A 16518-nucleotide genomic window follows, 5' to 3' on the forward strand; every position below is an offset into this window, starting at 1 on the left:
ACTTTCAGTTGAACTTGTAGACCCGGGCGGCGTTGGCGTAAAGGACCTTTTCTGTGTCGGCGGGATCCATCCCCCTGACCAGATCGGCGATGATCTCCTGGCTGTCGGGCCACAGGGTCACCGAGTGGGGGTAGTCGGACGACCACATGGACATGCCCACCAGGGTCCGGTTGCCGCCGGCCATTTGCAGGTGGCCGTTGCGGTCGTCGAGGCCGGTGACGAACACGTTGTTACCCAGGTAGCTGCTGGGCTCATGCTCCAGGGGCGAGTCGGACCAGGCGGCCTGGGTGCGGTACTCGTCGTCCATGGTCTGGTACCAGAACGGCACCCAGCCGTAGTTCACCTCGGCGGCCACCACCTTGAGATTCGGATGGCGGTCGAAGATGCCGGCGAAGATCATGTAGGTGAGGGGGCGCACCGCGCTGAAGAACCGGTTCACGATGCCGGGAACCGACACGTTCTGCTCCACCAGCTCGTCCCAGTCGGAGTCGGGCGGCCGGCCCCCGAAGGTGCGGTGGAAGGTGATCGGCACGTCCAGATCCGAGCACGCCTTCCACAGCGGCTCGTAGTAGGGGTCGTTGTAGGGCCGCGACGGCATACCGGGGATGAACAGCCCCCCTGCCCCCTTCTCCACCACCCGATCCACCTCGGCCAGGGTGATGTCCATGCCGTCGTCGGTGGGAAGCATGGGCAGGCCCCGCAGCCGATCGGGGGCCGCGCCCTGGAACTCGTCCAGCACCCAGTCGTTGTACGACCGCATGCAGGCCACCGCCAGACCCCGGTCGGGCTCCAGGTAGGTGAAGATGGAATTGGCCGGGTACACCACCGACCCCCACACCCCGTCGATGTCCATGTCGGCGCAGTGGGCGGCACCGTCGTAGTTGCCCGGCATGATCTCCTCGAACTTCATGCCCGAGAGCTTGTAGTTGTCCTTCGACCGACCGGCCATGGCCTCTATGCCGAAGCTGCGCTTGGGAGGGCCGCCGTCGAACGACCACCCGTCGCCCCCATCGGGCGCGGGCATCATCCGGGGGATGCGGTCCTTGTACTCCTCGGGCACCCGCTCGAACACGTGGGGCGGTTCGTTTATGTGGCAATCCGCCGAGATGATCCTCACGACCCCAGGGTAATGCCCGCCCGACATCGGGCGCGCCGAAACAGCAGCGGTATTGAGCAGCGGGTACCGTGCAGGGCCATGAGCACGGGGATGCGCCGCCCGCACGAGCTGGACTACGATGCCATCCAGCGCCTGTTCCCCCCACCCCCGGAGTACTTCGAGACCACCTTCTACGAGGATCCCGACACCATTGCCCGCAAGCAGCTCCTGCGCCTCCAGGACCGGGCCCACCGGGCCTGGCGGGTGCCGTTCTTCCGCCGGCGGTGGGAGGCGGCGGGTTTCCATCCCGACCAGCTCCGCACCCTGGACGACCTGGGGCGGGCCCCGACCTACACGGTGGACGACATCCGGGCATCCATAGCCGAGCACCCCCCGCTGGGCGACTACCAGGGTGTGGGGTTAACCGATGCCCGCCACGAGCCCATGCGCCTGTACGTATCGGGGGGCACCACCGGGCGGTCCCGGCCCACCCTCTACACCGCCTGGGATCGGGAGGTGGGAGCCATCACCATGGCCCGGGCCCTGTACGCCGAGGGGGTACGCCCTGGCGATGTGGTGATCAACGCCTGGGCCTACTCCACCCACAACGGGGCCCATGCCTTCGACGAGGCCCTCTACCGGTGGCTCAACTGCGTGGTCATCACCACCGGTACCGGCAACGTGACCTCCACCCGCAAGCAGGTTCAGTTGGCTCACGAGTACCAAGCGTCGGCCATACTGACCACCGGCGACTACATGCTGAAGATGGCCGAGACCGCGGTGGAGATGGGTCTCGACCCCAGAACCGACTTCAACATTCGGGCCCTGCCCGGCGGCCATATCGGCAACGGCGAGCGGGTCGAGGAGGTTTGGGGGGTCGCCCCGGTCCAGAACTACGGGTTCCACGAGGTGCAGAACGTGGCCATCGGGTGTCCCCGGCGCAACGGTCAGCTCCACATCCTCGAGGACTGCTTCGTGGTCCAGGTCGTGGATGCGCAGACCGGTGAGCCGGTGCCCGACGGCACCCCGGGAGCACTGGTAATCACCGAGATCTACAAGACCGGATCGCCCCAGTTCCGCTACAACATCATGGACCTGTCGTTCTTGTACCCGCCGGGGCGGTGCGAGTGTGGTTCGTGGCTGCGGCGCATGGGTCCGTTCGCCGGGCGGGGTGACAACATGGTCAAGTTGCGGGGTGTCAACGTGTGGCCCGAGGCCATCGGTGAGGTGATCAGCGACGTGCCCGGCGCGACCGGGGACTTCTTCTGCCGGGCGGTGCGGGCCGGCGACCGGGACGAGATGATCGTGATGGTGGCCGGAGACACCCCGCCCGAGCAGTTCGGGGCGGTGGCCGAGCGGGTGGAGAGCCGCATCAAGGAGGCCATGGGGGTGCGGATGACCGTCGAGATGGTGGGCCCCGGTGAGCTGGACACCTTCACCGGGATGGGTTCCGCGGCCAAGCTGGTGCGTTTCCGGGACGAGCGACCATGACCGGCTCGGTTCCGGCGGGTTCCGGGTCGGGGGTTCCGGCAGGCGGGGCGATCGACTACTGGTGCAACCGCTTCTTCCCCGAGCAGGCCGCCGTGTGGAACGCCGCTTTGGAGGCCACCGGTGTCTCGGTGAAGGTCCGCGCCGGCGGCACCGACTCCTTCTGCGATGCCGACACCATGGTTACCCGCATGGATGAGCTGGGCATTGCCGCGGTGATCCTGCCCGTTACCCACCATCCGGCCCATACCGAGCCCACCGACTTCGAGCTGTTCGCCGCCCAGCCCCGGGATCTGGACCGGTTGACCGGCATCCACCCCGGTCGCTTCTGGGGCCAGTGGTCGGTCGATCCCCGCACGGGCATGGCCGGGGTGGACGAGGCCGCCGCCATGCTGGATCAGCCGTGGTGCGTGGGCCTGCACACCCATACCCACAGCTTTGATCGCCGTTTCGACCACGCCGACTACTACCCCTACTACGCCCTGTGCGCGAGCCGGGACGTGCCCTTCGTGATGCAGGCCGGAACCTCGGGGGGGCTCATGGGCAGCGAGTGCGGGGTGCCCATCGGCATCGACCGCCCCGCGCTGTACTTTCCCCGGGTCCGGTTCGTGCTGTCCCATACCGGCTGGCCGTGGGTGACCGAGTGCATGGCCATGGCCCTCAAGTTCCCCAACGTGTACCTGGGCACCTCGGTGTACCCGCCCCGGTACTGGTCGGTCGAGCTGGTGGCGTTCATGAACGGTGCCGGTCGGCGCAAGTGCCTGTGGGGAACCGGTTTCCCCACCGTCGGGCACCGCCACAGCCTGACCCAACTCCCCGAGGTGGGTTTGGGCGACGAGGCCCGGACCAACTTGCTGGGCGGCACCGCCCGCCGGGTCTTCACCCGCCTGGGGTGAGAGGGATTGGGCAAGATGGTGGCCCGGTGATCGTCGCCGAGCCTGAGGTTGTCGTCGAGCCTGTGGTTGTCGCCGAGCCTGAGGTCAAGGCCATTCTGGCCGATGCCGGGGTGGTCGTTCCCCGGGGGGTGGTGGCGACCTTCGCCGATACGGTGGCCAACCCCTCGGTGCTGGCCGATCTGGCCACAACCCACGGGCTGGCCGGCCCGCTGGTGCTCAAGGGTTTCGGCGGCAGCCTGGTTCACAAGAGCGATGTGGGCGCGGTGCGCTTGGGGGTTGAGGCCTACGAGCTGAACTACGAGGCGGCCCGGATGGCGATGGCGGTGACCGAGTCCGGGGGGAGGATCGACGGGTTCCTGGTTGAGGAGCAGGCCGATGCCGGGGTGGAGCTTCTGGTCGGGGTGGTGGATCGGCCCCCGTTCGGCCCGGTGGCCGCCCTCGGCCTGGGGGGCATCCTCGCCGAGGTGCTGGACGAGGTGGTGCTGCGACTGGCCCCCGTATCCCGGGCCGATGCCGAGGCCATGGTGGCGGGCTTCAGGGGGGCTGAGCTGCTGGCGGGGTTCCGGGGCCGCCCCCCCGTGGATGTCGAAGCGGTGGTCGAGCTGCTGCTGGCCATCGCCGGGCCGGGTGGGGTCGCCGACCGCCTGGGTGGCCACCTGGTCGAGCTGGAATGCAACCCGGTCATCGCCACCCCCGAGGGGGCCATTGCGGTGGATGCCCGGCTCATTACCCGCAACCCGCCCGCGCCCCCGCCTCCCGAGCCGCCCAGAACCGACTTCGGGCCGCTGTTTGCCCCCCGGGGCATCGCGGTGGCCGGGGCTTCCACCAGCGGGGCCGGGTTCGCCAACACCTTCCTGGCTGCCTACAAGGAGCTGGGTTGGGGACCGGGCACGCTGTGGGCCGTTCACCCCACCGCCACGGAGGTCGATGGTGTGCCCGCGGTGCGATCAGTGGCCGATATCGACGGCGATGTGGACTACGTGGTCGGCGCAGTACCGGCGGCGGCCTGTGCCGACCTGGTGCGGGGGGCAGCCGGCAGGGCCCGGTTCGCCCACATCATCAGCGGCGGGTTCCGGGAGGCCGGTCCCGAGGGGGCCGACCTGGAGGGGGAGCTGGTGGCGGCCGCCCGGGCCTCGGGGGTGCGGGTGCTCGGCCCCAACTGCTTGGGGGTCTACGCCCCGGCCGGTCGCCAGACCTTTCTGCGCAACCCCCCGATGGAGGGGGGCCGGGTGGCCATGATCTCCCAGAGCGGCGGGCTGGCCGGTGACATGGTCAAGGGTGGCGCGGTTAGGGGCATCCGCTACACCAAGCTGTGCACCGTCGGCAACAGCATCGATGTCACCCCCGGGGAGTTGCTGGAGTGGTTGGTGGATGACCCCGACACCTCCATAATCGGCATGTACGTGGAGGATCCCCGTGATGGACACCGGCTCACCGATGCTCTTGATGCGGCCCGGGGCAGCAAACCGGTGGTGATCCTGGTGGGGGGTCGTACCGACCAGGGCGGGGGGGCGGCCCTGTCCCACACCGGGGCCCTGGCGGCCGACCATCGGATCTGGGATGCCATCGGTGCCTCTTCGGGGGCCAGCATCGTTGCCACCGTGGAGGAGTTGCTGGCGGCGGTCGCCTACCTCCAGCGCTGGGCCGATACCCCGGCCGGTGGGGCCCTCGACACCCTGGTGCTGGGGGTGGGCGGGGGAGCGTCCGTTCTGGGTACCGATGCCGCCGACCGGGCCGGTCTGGTCACCACCACGGTTTGCGAGCAGGGCCAGCAGGCGCTCAAGGACCTCGGATACGGCATCGGCACCAGCGTCCGCAACCCCATTGAGATCGGCTTTGGGCCCGTTTCCGAACCCGATGTCCTGGTGCGGGCCCTCGACCCCATCCTGGGGGCCCAGGTCTACCCCGATGTGGTGCTGCATTCCAACGTTCAGGCCTTCTTCAGCTACGCCGGGGGTGGTATCGACAGGCTATTCCCCATCATCGAAACCACCGCTACCGCCACCGGCAACTGGCCCCGCACCCGCCTGTCCATCGTGCTCCGAAACCTCGACTGCGCTCCGCCCGAGACCGTCACCCGCATCCGCCAAACCTGCCTCGATGCCGACCTCCCCGCCTTCACCAGCTTCGACGAGGCCATGACCGCCGCCGCCGCCGCCAAACGCCACGCCCGCTCCCCAACCAGGTAGCTACCATCTCCCCCTACCAACGGAATTTGTTAGGCGAAACAGTGTCAGAGAGTTTCTCGGCCGAGACCGGCAGACATCCGCAGACGATTGTTTACATTGACGGGTTTAACTTCTATTACGGTGCCGTTAAAGGGACACGGCACAAGTGGCTCGATCTTGAGGCGCTATGTCAGCTAATGTTGCCAGATGATCAACTAGTCAAGATTCGTTACTTCACAGCTAGAGTAACTGCCCGTCCAGATGATCTTCAGCAGGCTAGTCGCCAAGAAACTTATCTACGAGCTATCGCCACGCTGCCTCTTGTTGAGATCCACTTCGGGCATTTCGTGAGTCAAAAGGTTAGCTTACCGAGGGCAGACCCTAAGGTTGGAGAATCGCCAACCGTTCAAGTAGTTAGGAACGAGGAGAAGGGCTCCGATGTTAACCTGGCCACTTACCTCCTGCTGGATGCTTTCAAAAAAAGTTGTGACATTGCAGTGGTTATCAGTAATGATTCGGATTTGGCCCAAGCCATCCATGTTGCTCAGTCGGAGCTAGGGATCAAGGTGGGCATAATCAATCCGCATCTACGTAAACGTCGGTCCCGCAAGCTTCTAGAGCTCAAATGTCTGTTTTACAAGCAGGTGCCGCAGCAAAAGCTTGCCCAGGCTCAGTTGCCAACCGTAAGGGGCTTATGTCCGAAAGTGGCGTAAAGTGGGTTTGACCTGGGGAAACAGGTGAACCGTCACCCGGTGTCGGTAGGGTGCTGGTATGAGCGGCGCAAGGAAGAGGGCAAGGGGGGGGGGGTACTCCGTCCAAATTTCGGTGATCCTATAAGATTAGCCACATGGACAGGGCGAGGCAGTCCGACCAGGCGAAACGGCAGTTGCGGTATCCGAAAGGGCACCCGCAGGCCGGTAAGTGGAAAGACGAAAACAAAACACGTCCGCGAGGAGAAGCCTACATGATCGTCCTGTGAATGGCAGCGAAACGATCTCTGCTCAACGGTTGCTCTCCAATTGGGGCAACGGTTAAGCTGAGATCATGAGGAACGATCAGCTCCGAAAGAAAAAACAGGCCGCAGGCCAGCGTAGGGATAGTCAAGGCAAATTCGTGGATGAGCACAAGATACGGACGCGTGGAGATACGCCGTCCGTTGGTACGGTTGATTTGGCGGCGACGTTGACGGGAACCGAACAGTAGGGTTCGTCTGAAGAGTTGGCCGAACTGAACTGTTTGAGTGATTTGCGATCCGAATTTTGTTTAGGAGAAAACCATGTGCCATCAATGATAGATGATTTGCGGAAGCAAATAGGTATAGATCATTTGCCGACAACTGTTCTTCCTGTGTTGATGAGTCCTGGGAAAATGCAAGAAGCTATGACTATAAGGCTTCGTTACATTTTAGAAGTGCTTGATGTGTTTTCAGGTGCTGACCGGAAGCATATAAGTTGGGAAATTGATCGGTTAGCTGGAGGGAAGACGACGAGTAATGGTGTTGATAAAACCTATTTTCGGGACAGCTTGGATTTGATTGCTCAAGAGATAGTAGAAGAGGCTATCCAAAAACAAAATCAGTCTCGATCACCAGAAGATGTGAGCGAACACTTGGAAGATAAAGAAGCAGTGTGGTGTAATATCATAACGGAGTGGGAAAGACTGTTGAGCGAAGAAATCGTAGACAGTTTAGGTGCTGAGTATCACAATGTTTGTTTGGATGAGTTGAAGGTTGAACTGGATGGTATCTACGTTAGTATCTCTGACAAGTTCCCTATACTTGGCTTTTCTTCCGATCCTGTACAGAATCAGGCATATTATGAGTTCATTGATAAGGCTAAATGGTCTACACTTATCGAACACTATAATAAGAACTGGTTCACCAATCATAAGCCAATCATGCGGTCCACCAGTCTAACAGATCATTATGATCTAAGGATGCAACTAACTCCTGATTTGGCCTATCTAAAAGACCCTTATGTTACACCTAGCGTTAAGGTTTCTGTGTCCACTCGTTATCCACATGATATGGCTGTCGAAGGTAGATATGGGTGACGACAGGAAAAAATCTTGAAGTTGGATCATCTCGTCTGAGAGACGCTTTGGATGCTGCTGGGTGAATAATCGCACAGCTATCTTAGAGGATAGGAACCAGATACTGTGAGAGCAACTTGAGGATAAACTCCACCTTCCTCGTGTTCATCGACTGGGAGATGCATCAAACTGGGTTGCAGTTCGATGCTGTATTTATGGGCCTCATCTAATTGCAATACTTGCCTAATAGGAGAAAAATCTTTGAAATAATTGTCTGGTGTCCAGTCGAAATCTGCTTCATTAGGGGAAGGTATCCACCCAAGTGGCAGATCAATGCTGAGAGACAAATTGACGTATTCGTTGTCACTGTCAACAGACCATTCATCTATCCTTATTTCAGAGTAACTCTCTACTCCATCCCCAGCATAAAGAGCGTGTGTTGAGAGATCGCCTATAACCTCATCTATGGCTATTTGCCGGACTTCCCGCATAGTGTCGATCCATAGCTGTTCATTATCTCCGCTTAGGTTTTGTTTATGAATAGCGTCTATTATATGACCATCGACATGGGCGTGGAACTGGAATTGTTCGGCATCTTTTTCCATGGAGAAGCCTCTTGCTCCTGGAGATAAATCTCCTGTCCCGTCTGGGCTGTATTCTGTAGAACCGGAAAGAAAGCAGTGCAGCTTACTTAATTGTTCAGCAGATTTTGTGATCGCATCCATCCACCTGTCATTTGGATAGACCGGATCAACTCCAGTGGTAGGATTTATTCGATCAATGAGTTCTGAAAGTATATCTGGAATCGCGTGCGTACTGGTCCACTCGTGTCGTTCAATTGCCATGCTGTCGAGTTTCAGATTGTCCCTTAAAAGTCTGGGGCTTATATCTGAAAGTGGCGTAAAGTGGGTCTGACCTGGGGAAGCAGGTGAACTGTCACCTGGTGTCGGTACTGTGTTGGTATGAGCAGAACCAAGAAGCGGGCACCGGGTCGGGCTGAGCGGAAGGGGATCACCCTCGTTGAGCTTTTGCGGACGTTCCCCACTGACAGGGCTGCTGAGCGTTGGCTGGTGAAACGGCGCTGGCCCAACCGGGTGGAGTGCGTGTCGTGCGTGTCGTGCGTGTCGTACGTGTCGTGCGGGTCGGTGAACGTGCAGCTGGGGGCGAAGCACCGCACGATGCCGTTCCGCTGCCGCGAAAAGGGGTGCGGGAAGAAGTTCAGCGTGCGAACAGGGACGGTGATGGGGAGTTCCAAGCTGGGTTATCAGACGTGGGTGTTCTCCATCTACATCGTGATGACCAGTCTCAAAGGGGTGTCCAGCATGAAACTTCACCGCGACCTGGGGATCGGACAGAAAACAGCGTGGTTCCTACTACACCGCCTACGAGAGGCGATGGACGACGCTGAGGACTTCCTTTTCTCTGGTGCGGTGGAAGCTGATGAGACCTATGTGGGCGGGCTGGAACACAACAAGCATCAGCACAAGCGGATGAAAGCCGCAGGCGGCCCAGCAGGGAAGGCTATCGTCGCTGGTGTGAGGGAGCGGACAACGGGCAGGGTCGCCACAGGTGTTGTGCCCGACACCAAAGCTGCTACCTTGACAGGCATGGTGGCAGAGCACACTGAAACGGGGGCGATGGTGTTCACCGATGAGGCCCCCGGCTACCTGCCGTTGACCAGGGCAGGGTACCAGCACCACTCGGTGACGCATTCGACAGGCCGGTGGGTTGACGGGATGGCCCACACCAACGGGCTGGAATCGTTTTGGGCGCTGCTCAAACGCGGCTACCAGGGCACCTACCACCATATATCACCTGAACATTTGGGCCGGTACGTAGCGGAGTTCCAGCACCGTCACAACACGCGTGGGTTGGACACCATCGACCAGATGGCAAAACTGGTGCGCAACATGGACGGCAAACGGCTGACCTACCCGCAGCTAACCACCAACGGAGTGCGAGCCAGGAGGCGAAAGGATGCGGTCACGGGGTGAGACCACAGCGCCAGGCGGCTTCCAGGGACTTAATTGACCCATGGTTGGGTCGGATACATCAGGGTGACTGTTTGGAGATCAGCGGAATTAACTTCAATCCTGGGTACTTCCTGCCAAACTACGAGGTCATCTACCTGATTCCAAAACCGGAGTTCAAACTGGCCCCGAAAGCTAATGCTGTGGGGTGTGTTTGGAGGTTCCACCAGGAGTTCAAGAACGAACATCCCGCGCCGTTCCCAGTCGATTTAGCAGATCGCTGTGTTCGGTCTGTGGGGGGGGGATGGGGATGGGGATGATTTCGTTGTGCTGGACCCGTTCATGGGGAGTGGTACAACGGCACTGGCAGCCATCGCTAACAACGTTGCCTGGGTCGGAATCGACATTTCCAGCGCCTATATCGCTATGGCAGAAGAGCGAATATCTGATTGGACCGAATCCGAGCCCAAGAAGGCTCTGCGATGACAGACGCAGAGTTCTTCGCCAGAGTCAAGGAGATCACACAGACAGGATACTGGGAACTCGGAGAAAAACATGGTGGGACAGGTGGTGTGGGGAAACTCTTGGAAGAGCTTTTGGATGTGGACGGCGGCAATTCCGACACTCCCGACGAAGGCAGGTGGGAAATAAAGACCCACACAGGACAAGGGACACTGTTAACCCTATTTCACAAAACAGGCACACCAAATATGAGCTGCATACTTGAATCTGATTACAGTTATTATCCGAATGGTGATATGAGTAAACCCATTACATATCGAAACACTGTCTATGGAGGTGCCCCAAACAGTCAGGGCTTCTTTGCGGACACAAGCCACAGCATGAACAGAGTGACGTTGTTCAATATCAATGACAACCCCAGGGTGGCGTACTCGTCTTGGAGCTATGATGATCTTATGACAGCGTTCAGTTATAAACTTCGTAGGCTTTTGCTGGTCAATGCGACGAAGAGTGGGCAGAAAGCAGCTTTTGGACCAGCGACCGCATACAGTGATCCATACCTGAGGAAGTTTCCAGACATGGTAGCCAACGGAGACATTGCCATCGACTTAGATGCACGATACCAAAGCCCGGAATCTTCAGCTATACGGGATCATGGCACCAAGTTCAGAATCGCTATGAGCAATCTCACCAAACTTTACAAGAATATACAAAAAATATAAGACTCATCATGTCACCCGATGAACTGCCAGAAGAGCTGGAACACCTCTACGACCCTGACGAGGTGTTCACCTTCGAGGGAACCTCTGAAGAATTAGCCGCCGCCCTCTTCAAAAACACTGAGTGACTAGGTTACGCCACTTTCAGATATAAGCCCCAACGCATTAGGAGTAACCGAAGCCAACAACCCAGCAACAACAAATACCAACAGTCTTTTCACGATAACCACCTTGCTCTTATACGTTCTACCACAATGATAAACACAACAGATATTCCCATCGAAATTACAAAGCTATTACTAGAAATGTCTACCCAAATGTCAATTATGTATAACAGAGGAAAAAGGACAAGATAGTAAACACCAAATCCAGCGACTACCAATAAAAACTTTGCAAGTCGCCGGTTTTGCCATCTGCTGCGTTTGGTGATCTCAGTAGTGGGCTTCACTTGCCTGGGGATAGGCCCCCGGTCGGGGTCATCGGGGTGTTGTCCGGGTCGGGGGTGGTGGGTTCGGTTGGGGTGGTCATGGGGCCAACCGTAGCCGTTTGTGGCGATCCCATCATTTGGTGGCCCCCTTCAGACTGGCGTTGAGCTTCTGTCCATAGGAGCGTCGCGGTCAGGGCCGAAGGGAGCCATGAGATGAACCCCATAACGCCTTTTGATCCTGACCGCGAGGTTGAAACCCCAGCGATACTCCTATGAACGCTGGGGACGATAGGGCCGGGGCTGGGTGCCTGTCAAGTGAAACTGCCGAGAGCCGCCGCTGAACGCTACCTGGGGCCACCAAATGACCAGCCCCCCCCCTCCCCCCAGCCCGCTGAGAGGCCAGACACCGTTACAAACCCGTTCCTGCCTGTTTGAGAGGCTTTCACCACCGCTGCCCACTGGGAAGAGCAACGCGGCCGGGCCGATGCTTCGCAAACTTCGAGACGATACAAGGCCTGAGCCACCCAACGGCCCGCCACCACCGAGGGCCTATCTAGTTCGCTGACCTGACACTATGCCCGCCGCCCTCTTCAAAAACACTGAGTGACTAGGTTACGCCACTTTCAGATATAAGCCCCAACCGTAATGCACGACTCTCGGGGGACCATTCGCAAGCCCGAGGGTTGGTAAAACTCGAAGGCCCGCCAAAAGCGGGCCTTCGCCCAGCCACCTAAGCGACTGGGGGGATATCACCATTATATGCAGACTTTATATGCAGACTTGTGACAACCTATCAAATAGCGTGCCCGCAAAACCGTGGTCACTCCGCTCTCGCTTCTTTGCCGGGTAGCCTAGCATCGCCCCATGCCGAGCGAGGGAGAGTTTGCCGGGCGGGTGGCGCTGGTGACCGGGGCGGCGGGGGCGGCCATTGGCTCGACCACCTGCCGGACGCTGGCCTCCTACGGGGCCGGCATCGTGGTACTGGACAACCACCATCGCCGTACCCATGAGACCGTCGAGGCCCTGCGGGGTACCTACGACGTGCCGGTGATGGCCGCAGTGGCCGACATCGCAGACCGGCAGGTGATGGCCGGGACCATGGACCGGGTGTATTCCGAGATGGGCTCGGTGGACATCCTGGTCAACAGCGCGGCGATCAATGTGCAGGGCAGCATCTTCGACTACCGGCCCGAGGACTGGGACCGTGTGATCGCGGTTGATCTCACAGCCGCTTGGTGGCTGATCCGGCGAACCATCGGGGCGATGCGGGACCAGCGGTGGGGTCGTATCGTCAACGTGACTTCGGTGGCCGCCTACCTGGGGGGCAATGGCCGGGAGGGGCCTTACTCAGCGGCCAAGGCCGGTCTTCAGGAGGTGACCCGGGGGGTGGCCATCGAGGGTGGGCCGCACAACATCCGGGTCAACGCGGTGGCCCCCGGTCTGGTGAGGTCCAAGTGGGTGGACGCCCAGTTCGAGCACTACGAGTCGTTCCGGGAACAGACCCCTCTGCGCCGCCACGCCGAGCCCGAGGACGTATCCCGCACCATCGCCTTTTTGTGCAGCGACGAGTCGGCACATATCACCGGCCAGGTCATCAACGTCTCCGGCGGGTGGTACCTCACCCCGTGATGCGGGTGCGGTGAGCGGGATTCCCTTCCCCGGAGATGGGGGAGATGCCGGTTGCGCTATGGCTCATGTGATGAACGGGATTGTTGCGCAATGGCCCCGGTGCGGTGAGCGGGTTTACTGAGCGGGCGCGGGTGGTTGCTCCCGCACCGGGTGAGTTGGATCGCGACGCGGTGGTTCTGATCCTGCTGGCCATCGGTGTGGTTATTGCCATCCGCTACGGCGGGCTGTCCAGCACCACCGGTTGGCTCACCACCACCCTCGACAGCTTGGCCCTCGACGGGTTGGCCGACCGGTTCGACCGGGCCCTGAACCGTTCCGACCACGCCCCTTTCAACAGCCGGATGTATTGGGGGCTGTTCCGATGGGTGGTGTACGTGGTGCCCGCCGTGCTGGTGGCCCGCTTCGTGCTGCGAACCCGCCTGCGTGACCTGGGCCTGCGAGCCGGCCCCGAACTTCGCCACCACGCCCCCCTGTACCTGGGGCTCTACCTGGCGCTGCTGCCGTTGGTGGTCGCGGCCGGCCTCAACGGCGAGTTCCAGGACACCTACCCGTTCTACGAGCCACCCCCCGGTGTGAGCTTCTGGCCCCGCTTCTACATTTGGGAGGCGGTGTACGCCGGGCAGTTCCTGGCTCTGGAGTTCTTCTTCCGCGGCGTGCTGGTCCACGGCCTGGCCCGCCGCTTCGGCCCCATGGCTGTGTTCGTGGCGCTGATCCCCTACGTGATGATCCATCTCACCAAGCCGCTGGCCGAGGCCCTGGGCTCCATAGTGGCCGGCATCGTGCTCGGCTTCCTCAGCCTCCGCACCGGCTCGATCTATCTCGGTGCCGCCCTCCACTTCGCCGTCGCCCTAACCATCGACCTGCTCGTCCTCCGGTGAGTTCTCGAGGGTCAGCCGGACGGAGGAGACGACCAACTGTCACAGGGATATGGCAACATCTGGTGAGTGCTTGTACTACTTTTGAAGCTGCTGGTGCTCCAGTGGTGCGATTGACCGATTATGGCTGAGGAGACGGGGTGAACGAGGTCTATCTCGACTACAACGCTTCTGCACCTCTCGATCCGAGGGTGGCCGAAGCCATGATGCCGGTACTGGCCCACTGTGTGGGTAACGCATCTTCAGCCCACCGCTTCGGACGACGGCAGGCCGCACTTGTAGGCACAGCTCGACAGCAGGTGGCTGCTTTGGTGGACGCTTCTTCGTCCGGGGTGGTGTTTTGCGCCGGAGCTACGGAAGCGAACAATCTCGCCCTGATCGGGCTAGCGGAAGAGGCATCCCCAGAGCGGAACCGGATCGTGATATCGGCGGTGGAACACGCTTCGGTGGCCGAGTCCGCCCGCTGGCTGCATGTCCAGGGTCGGGCGAAGCTGGATGTGGTCGGGGTGACGAGGGGGGGATATCTCGACCTTGATGAGCTGGAATCATATTTGGGTACCGATGTAGCCGTTGTGTCGGTCATGGCTGCGAACAGCGAGACGGGGGTGTTGAACCCGATTGCAGATGTGGCAGACCTAGCCCATGGTGTCGGGGCTCTGTTTCACTGCGATGCCACGCAGATGGTTGGTCGGCTGCCGCTGTCGATGACGGAGTTGGATGTTGATCTTCTGGCTTTCAGCAGCCACAAGATCTGCGGGCTGGCAGGGGTTGGTGCGCTGGTCGGGACACGCCATGCGCTAGGCCGCTTGCAGCCCGTTATTCACGGTGGAGGCCACGAACGTGGGCTCCGGTCGGGTTCTCTCAACGTGGCCGGCATTGCCGGGTTTGGTGCTGCTGCGTCTTTGGCCTTGCAGGAGAGCGCCCAGGAATCGGTTCGGGTGGAAGCGTTCAGGAATCGATTGGTGGAAGGGCTAAGGGCAGGTTTGGTCGGGGTGTACGAGAACGGTGACGCAGCTAGGCGACTGCCCAACACGGCAAACCTGCGTTTCGCCGGTGTTGACGCAGAGGCGTTGGTATCCAATATCGACCCGGTAGCGGTTTCCACGGGGTCGGCTTGCAGCAGCGGCACAGTCGAGCCCTCGCGGGTGTTGCTGGCCATGGGACTGTCGCAGGATGAGGCGTTCGAGTCGGTACGCTTCAGTCTTGGACGATTCACGACCGCCGGAGAGGTGGAGTTGGCGATTGCCCAAACCGTTGAGGCCGTGGAGCGCATCAGGGATTTGACGGGCGGGATCGGCTGATGCGTCTCGCCGATGCTGCCAAGCCCGTATTTGCCAGGCATGAGACGTTCCATCCCCGGTATGGGTGGTTCCGAAAAGCGTTCGAAGCTGCCTCTCACAGTTCCGAGATTTTTTCTGCCCCCAACGCCACAGTTGAGTTGGGTGTGGGGAAGAACATGGTGAAATCCATCCGGTTCTGGGGTATGGCCGCGAAGCTGATCCAGGACCATCCCGACCCTCTCAGGAAAAGGGCTCCTGGAGTCACTCCCACGCCGTTCGGTGAGCTGCTGTTCGGCCCCGAAAAAGGCTGGGATCCCTACATGGAAGACCCGGCCACCCTATGGCTGTTGCATTGGAAGTTGTTGGCCCCCCGCTGCTATTTACCCGTATGGTGGGTCGCGTTCAACGAATTCAACACAGTGGAGTTCGATGTTGAAGAATTAGAGTTGGCCTGCGCGGGAAAAATTGGTGCGGCTGCCGGTTGGGAGCCGCCGCACCTTTCCTCGCTCCGCAAGGACGTGAACGTGCTCTTGCGTACCTACGCTCCTGCCGAACGGACTGCCCGTAGCAGCATTGATGATCTCCTGGATTGCCCCCTGCGCGAGCTGGGGCTGATCGGACGATCGCCGGCAACGGGAAAGCACCGGTTCGTGCTCGGTGTCAAAGCCTCGCTGCCGCCGGCCGTTGTCGCATATGCGATCCTCGACTTCGTCGCGCAGGTTGAACCGCGGGCCAAGACGGTTCTTTTGAGCCGGATGGCCGATGAACCGGGAGCTCCCGGTCGGGCGTTTCGACTTTCCGAAACGGAGCTAGCTGATGCTCTCGCACCTGCGGTGAACCTTCTTGCTGACGGCCAGTTGACGCTGACCTCGCCTGCTGGAGTCGCCCAACTGGCCTGGAAGTCCAACCCATCGGAACTGGCTCGCAATATTTTGACCGAGTACTATGTGCCTGGTTTTGATTCCACGAGTGCGCCGTTTGACGAATTGCAGACGACCATAGGGGTTTTCACGTGACCGTGCTGGCCGACCACGTGACTGTTGTCGGTCGTTTTGCCCGGTCGGCCAATCTGGAGCGAGACGCGTCCCGAACTGAGCCTCTTGAGGGTTACATAGCCACTGCCCGGGTTGTGGATGTTGTCCAGCGTTTTACCTCCACCGCACTTTCTGGCCCTGCGGGCGGGGCTTGGTCGATTACGGGTCCTTACGGGTCAGGGAAGTCTTCGCTCGCTCTCTTGCTCGATGCTGCCTTTGGGCCGGGGGGGGGGGGGGGGTGGTAGAAGTTTACGCGACGCAGCATTGAGCGTTCTCGAATCTGCCCCCGATCTTGTGGAGCAAATTCGGCAGGTTCACAGAAATCATGAAACCACCCGTCACGGATTCCATCGGGGCTTGGTGACGGCTCAACGCGAGCCGCTGGCCCACACCGTTTTAAAGGGTTTGAAGTCGGCGGTCTGCCGAAGCTATGGAGGGATCCC

General features: G+C 60.4%; 14 protein-coding genes. 12 read left to right on the top strand and 2 right to left on the bottom strand.

Annotated features, from left to right (window positions below; translation table 11 throughout):
* Nucleotides 1–4 precede the first annotated feature (4 nt).
* A complete protein-coding gene (locus ACOGXC_RS02005; RefSeq protein WP_419919059.1) occupies nucleotides 5–1117 on the bottom strand; it encodes an amidohydrolase family protein in 1113 nt (370 codons plus the stop codon).
* 78 nt (nucleotides 1118–1195) lie between these two features.
* On the opposite strand from ACOGXC_RS02005, the gene ACOGXC_RS02010 reads away from it, so the two are divergent.
* The 5 genes from ACOGXC_RS02010 (at nucleotide 1196) to ACOGXC_RS02030 (ending at nucleotide 7700) form a co-directional block, all read left to right on the top strand.
* The gene (locus tag ACOGXC_RS02010; RefSeq protein ID WP_419919060.1) at nucleotides 1196–2587 is read left to right on the top strand and encodes a phenylacetate--CoA ligase family protein; all 1392 of its coding nucleotides are present in this window, start codon (nucleotides 1196–1198) and stop codon (nucleotides 2585–2587) included.
* Nucleotides 2584–3480: an amidohydrolase family protein gene (locus tag ACOGXC_RS02015; RefSeq protein ID WP_419919061.1), complete on the top strand. Its 897-nt coding sequence runs from the start codon at nucleotides 2584–2586 to the stop codon at nucleotides 3478–3480. Before ACOGXC_RS02010 ends, ACOGXC_RS02015 begins: the two co-directional genes overlap by 4 nt.
* Nucleotides 3481–3506: 26 nt before the next feature.
* A complete protein-coding gene (locus ACOGXC_RS02020; RefSeq protein ID WP_419919062.1) occupies nucleotides 3507–5669 on the top strand; it encodes an acetate--CoA ligase family protein in 2163 nt (720 codons plus the stop codon).
* 41 nt (nucleotides 5670–5710) lie between these two features.
* Nucleotides 5711–6361 carry an NYN domain-containing protein gene (locus tag ACOGXC_RS02025; RefSeq protein ID WP_419919063.1) on the top strand — a complete coding sequence of 217 codons (651 nt, stop codon included), beginning with the start codon at nucleotides 5711–5713 and terminating at the stop codon, nucleotides 6359–6361.
* A gap of 505 nt (nucleotides 6362–6866) precedes the next feature.
* Complete coding sequence (locus ACOGXC_RS02030; protein WP_419919064.1) at nucleotides 6867–7700, top strand: hypothetical protein; 834 nt, start codon at nucleotides 6867–6869, stop codon at nucleotides 7698–7700.
* Between the two features lie 77 nt (nucleotides 7701–7777).
* Here the strand turns inward: ACOGXC_RS02030 and ACOGXC_RS02035 are convergent, their stop codons facing one another.
* Nucleotides 7778–8524: a hypothetical protein gene (locus tag ACOGXC_RS02035; protein WP_419919065.1), complete on the bottom strand. Its 747-nt coding sequence runs from the start codon at nucleotides 8522–8524 to the stop codon at nucleotides 7778–7780.
* Between the two features lie 117 nt (nucleotides 8525–8641).
* Here ACOGXC_RS02035 and ACOGXC_RS02040 point away from each other — a divergent pair, with 117 nt between their 5' ends.
* The 7 genes from ACOGXC_RS02040 to ACOGXC_RS02070 all read left to right on the top strand — a co-directional run bounded on the left by ACOGXC_RS02040 (nucleotide 8642) and on the right by ACOGXC_RS02070 (nucleotide 16057).
* Nucleotides 8642–9673, top strand: coding sequence for an IS1595 family transposase (locus tag ACOGXC_RS02040; protein WP_419919066.1), 1032 nt, complete (start codon nucleotides 8642–8644; stop codon nucleotides 9671–9673).
* Nucleotides 9674–9991: 318 nt separating this feature from the next.
* Nucleotides 9992–10135, top strand: coding sequence for a hypothetical protein (locus ACOGXC_RS02045; RefSeq protein ID WP_419919990.1), 144 nt, complete (start codon nucleotides 9992–9994; stop codon nucleotides 10133–10135).
* Nucleotides 10132–10833 carry an MvaI/BcnI family restriction endonuclease gene (locus tag ACOGXC_RS02050; RefSeq protein ID WP_419919067.1) on the top strand — a complete coding sequence of 234 codons (702 nt, stop codon included), beginning with the start codon at nucleotides 10132–10134 and terminating at the stop codon, nucleotides 10831–10833. The genes ACOGXC_RS02045 and ACOGXC_RS02050 overlap by 4 nt, the downstream gene beginning before the upstream one ends.
* 1288 nt (nucleotides 10834–12121) lie before the next feature.
* A complete protein-coding gene (locus tag ACOGXC_RS02055; RefSeq protein ID WP_419919068.1) occupies nucleotides 12122–12886 on the top strand; it encodes an SDR family NAD(P)-dependent oxidoreductase in 765 nt (254 codons plus the stop codon).
* A 104-nt stretch (nucleotides 12887–12990) separates the two neighbouring features.
* Nucleotides 12991–13764, top strand: a complete 774-nt coding sequence (locus ACOGXC_RS02060; RefSeq protein WP_419919069.1) for a CPBP family intramembrane glutamic endopeptidase — start codon at nucleotides 12991–12993, stop codon at nucleotides 13762–13764.
* 137 nt (nucleotides 13765–13901) lie between these two features.
* Entirely contained in the window at nucleotides 13902–15062 is a 1161-nt protein-coding gene (locus ACOGXC_RS02065; protein ID WP_419919070.1) for a cysteine desulfurase family protein, read from the top strand.
* Nucleotides 15062–16057 carry a DUF4007 family protein gene (locus ACOGXC_RS02070; RefSeq protein ID WP_419919071.1) on the top strand — a complete coding sequence of 332 codons (996 nt, stop codon included), beginning with the start codon at nucleotides 15062–15064 and terminating at the stop codon, nucleotides 16055–16057. The genes ACOGXC_RS02065 and ACOGXC_RS02070 overlap by 1 nt, the downstream gene beginning before the upstream one ends.
* Nucleotides 16058–16518: the final 461 nt, after the last annotated feature.

The sequence above is a fragment of the Candidatus Poriferisocius sp. genome (genome assembly GCF_965202595.1).
Lineage (GTDB): Bacteria > Actinomycetota > Acidimicrobiia > Acidimicrobiales > Bin134 > Poriferisocius.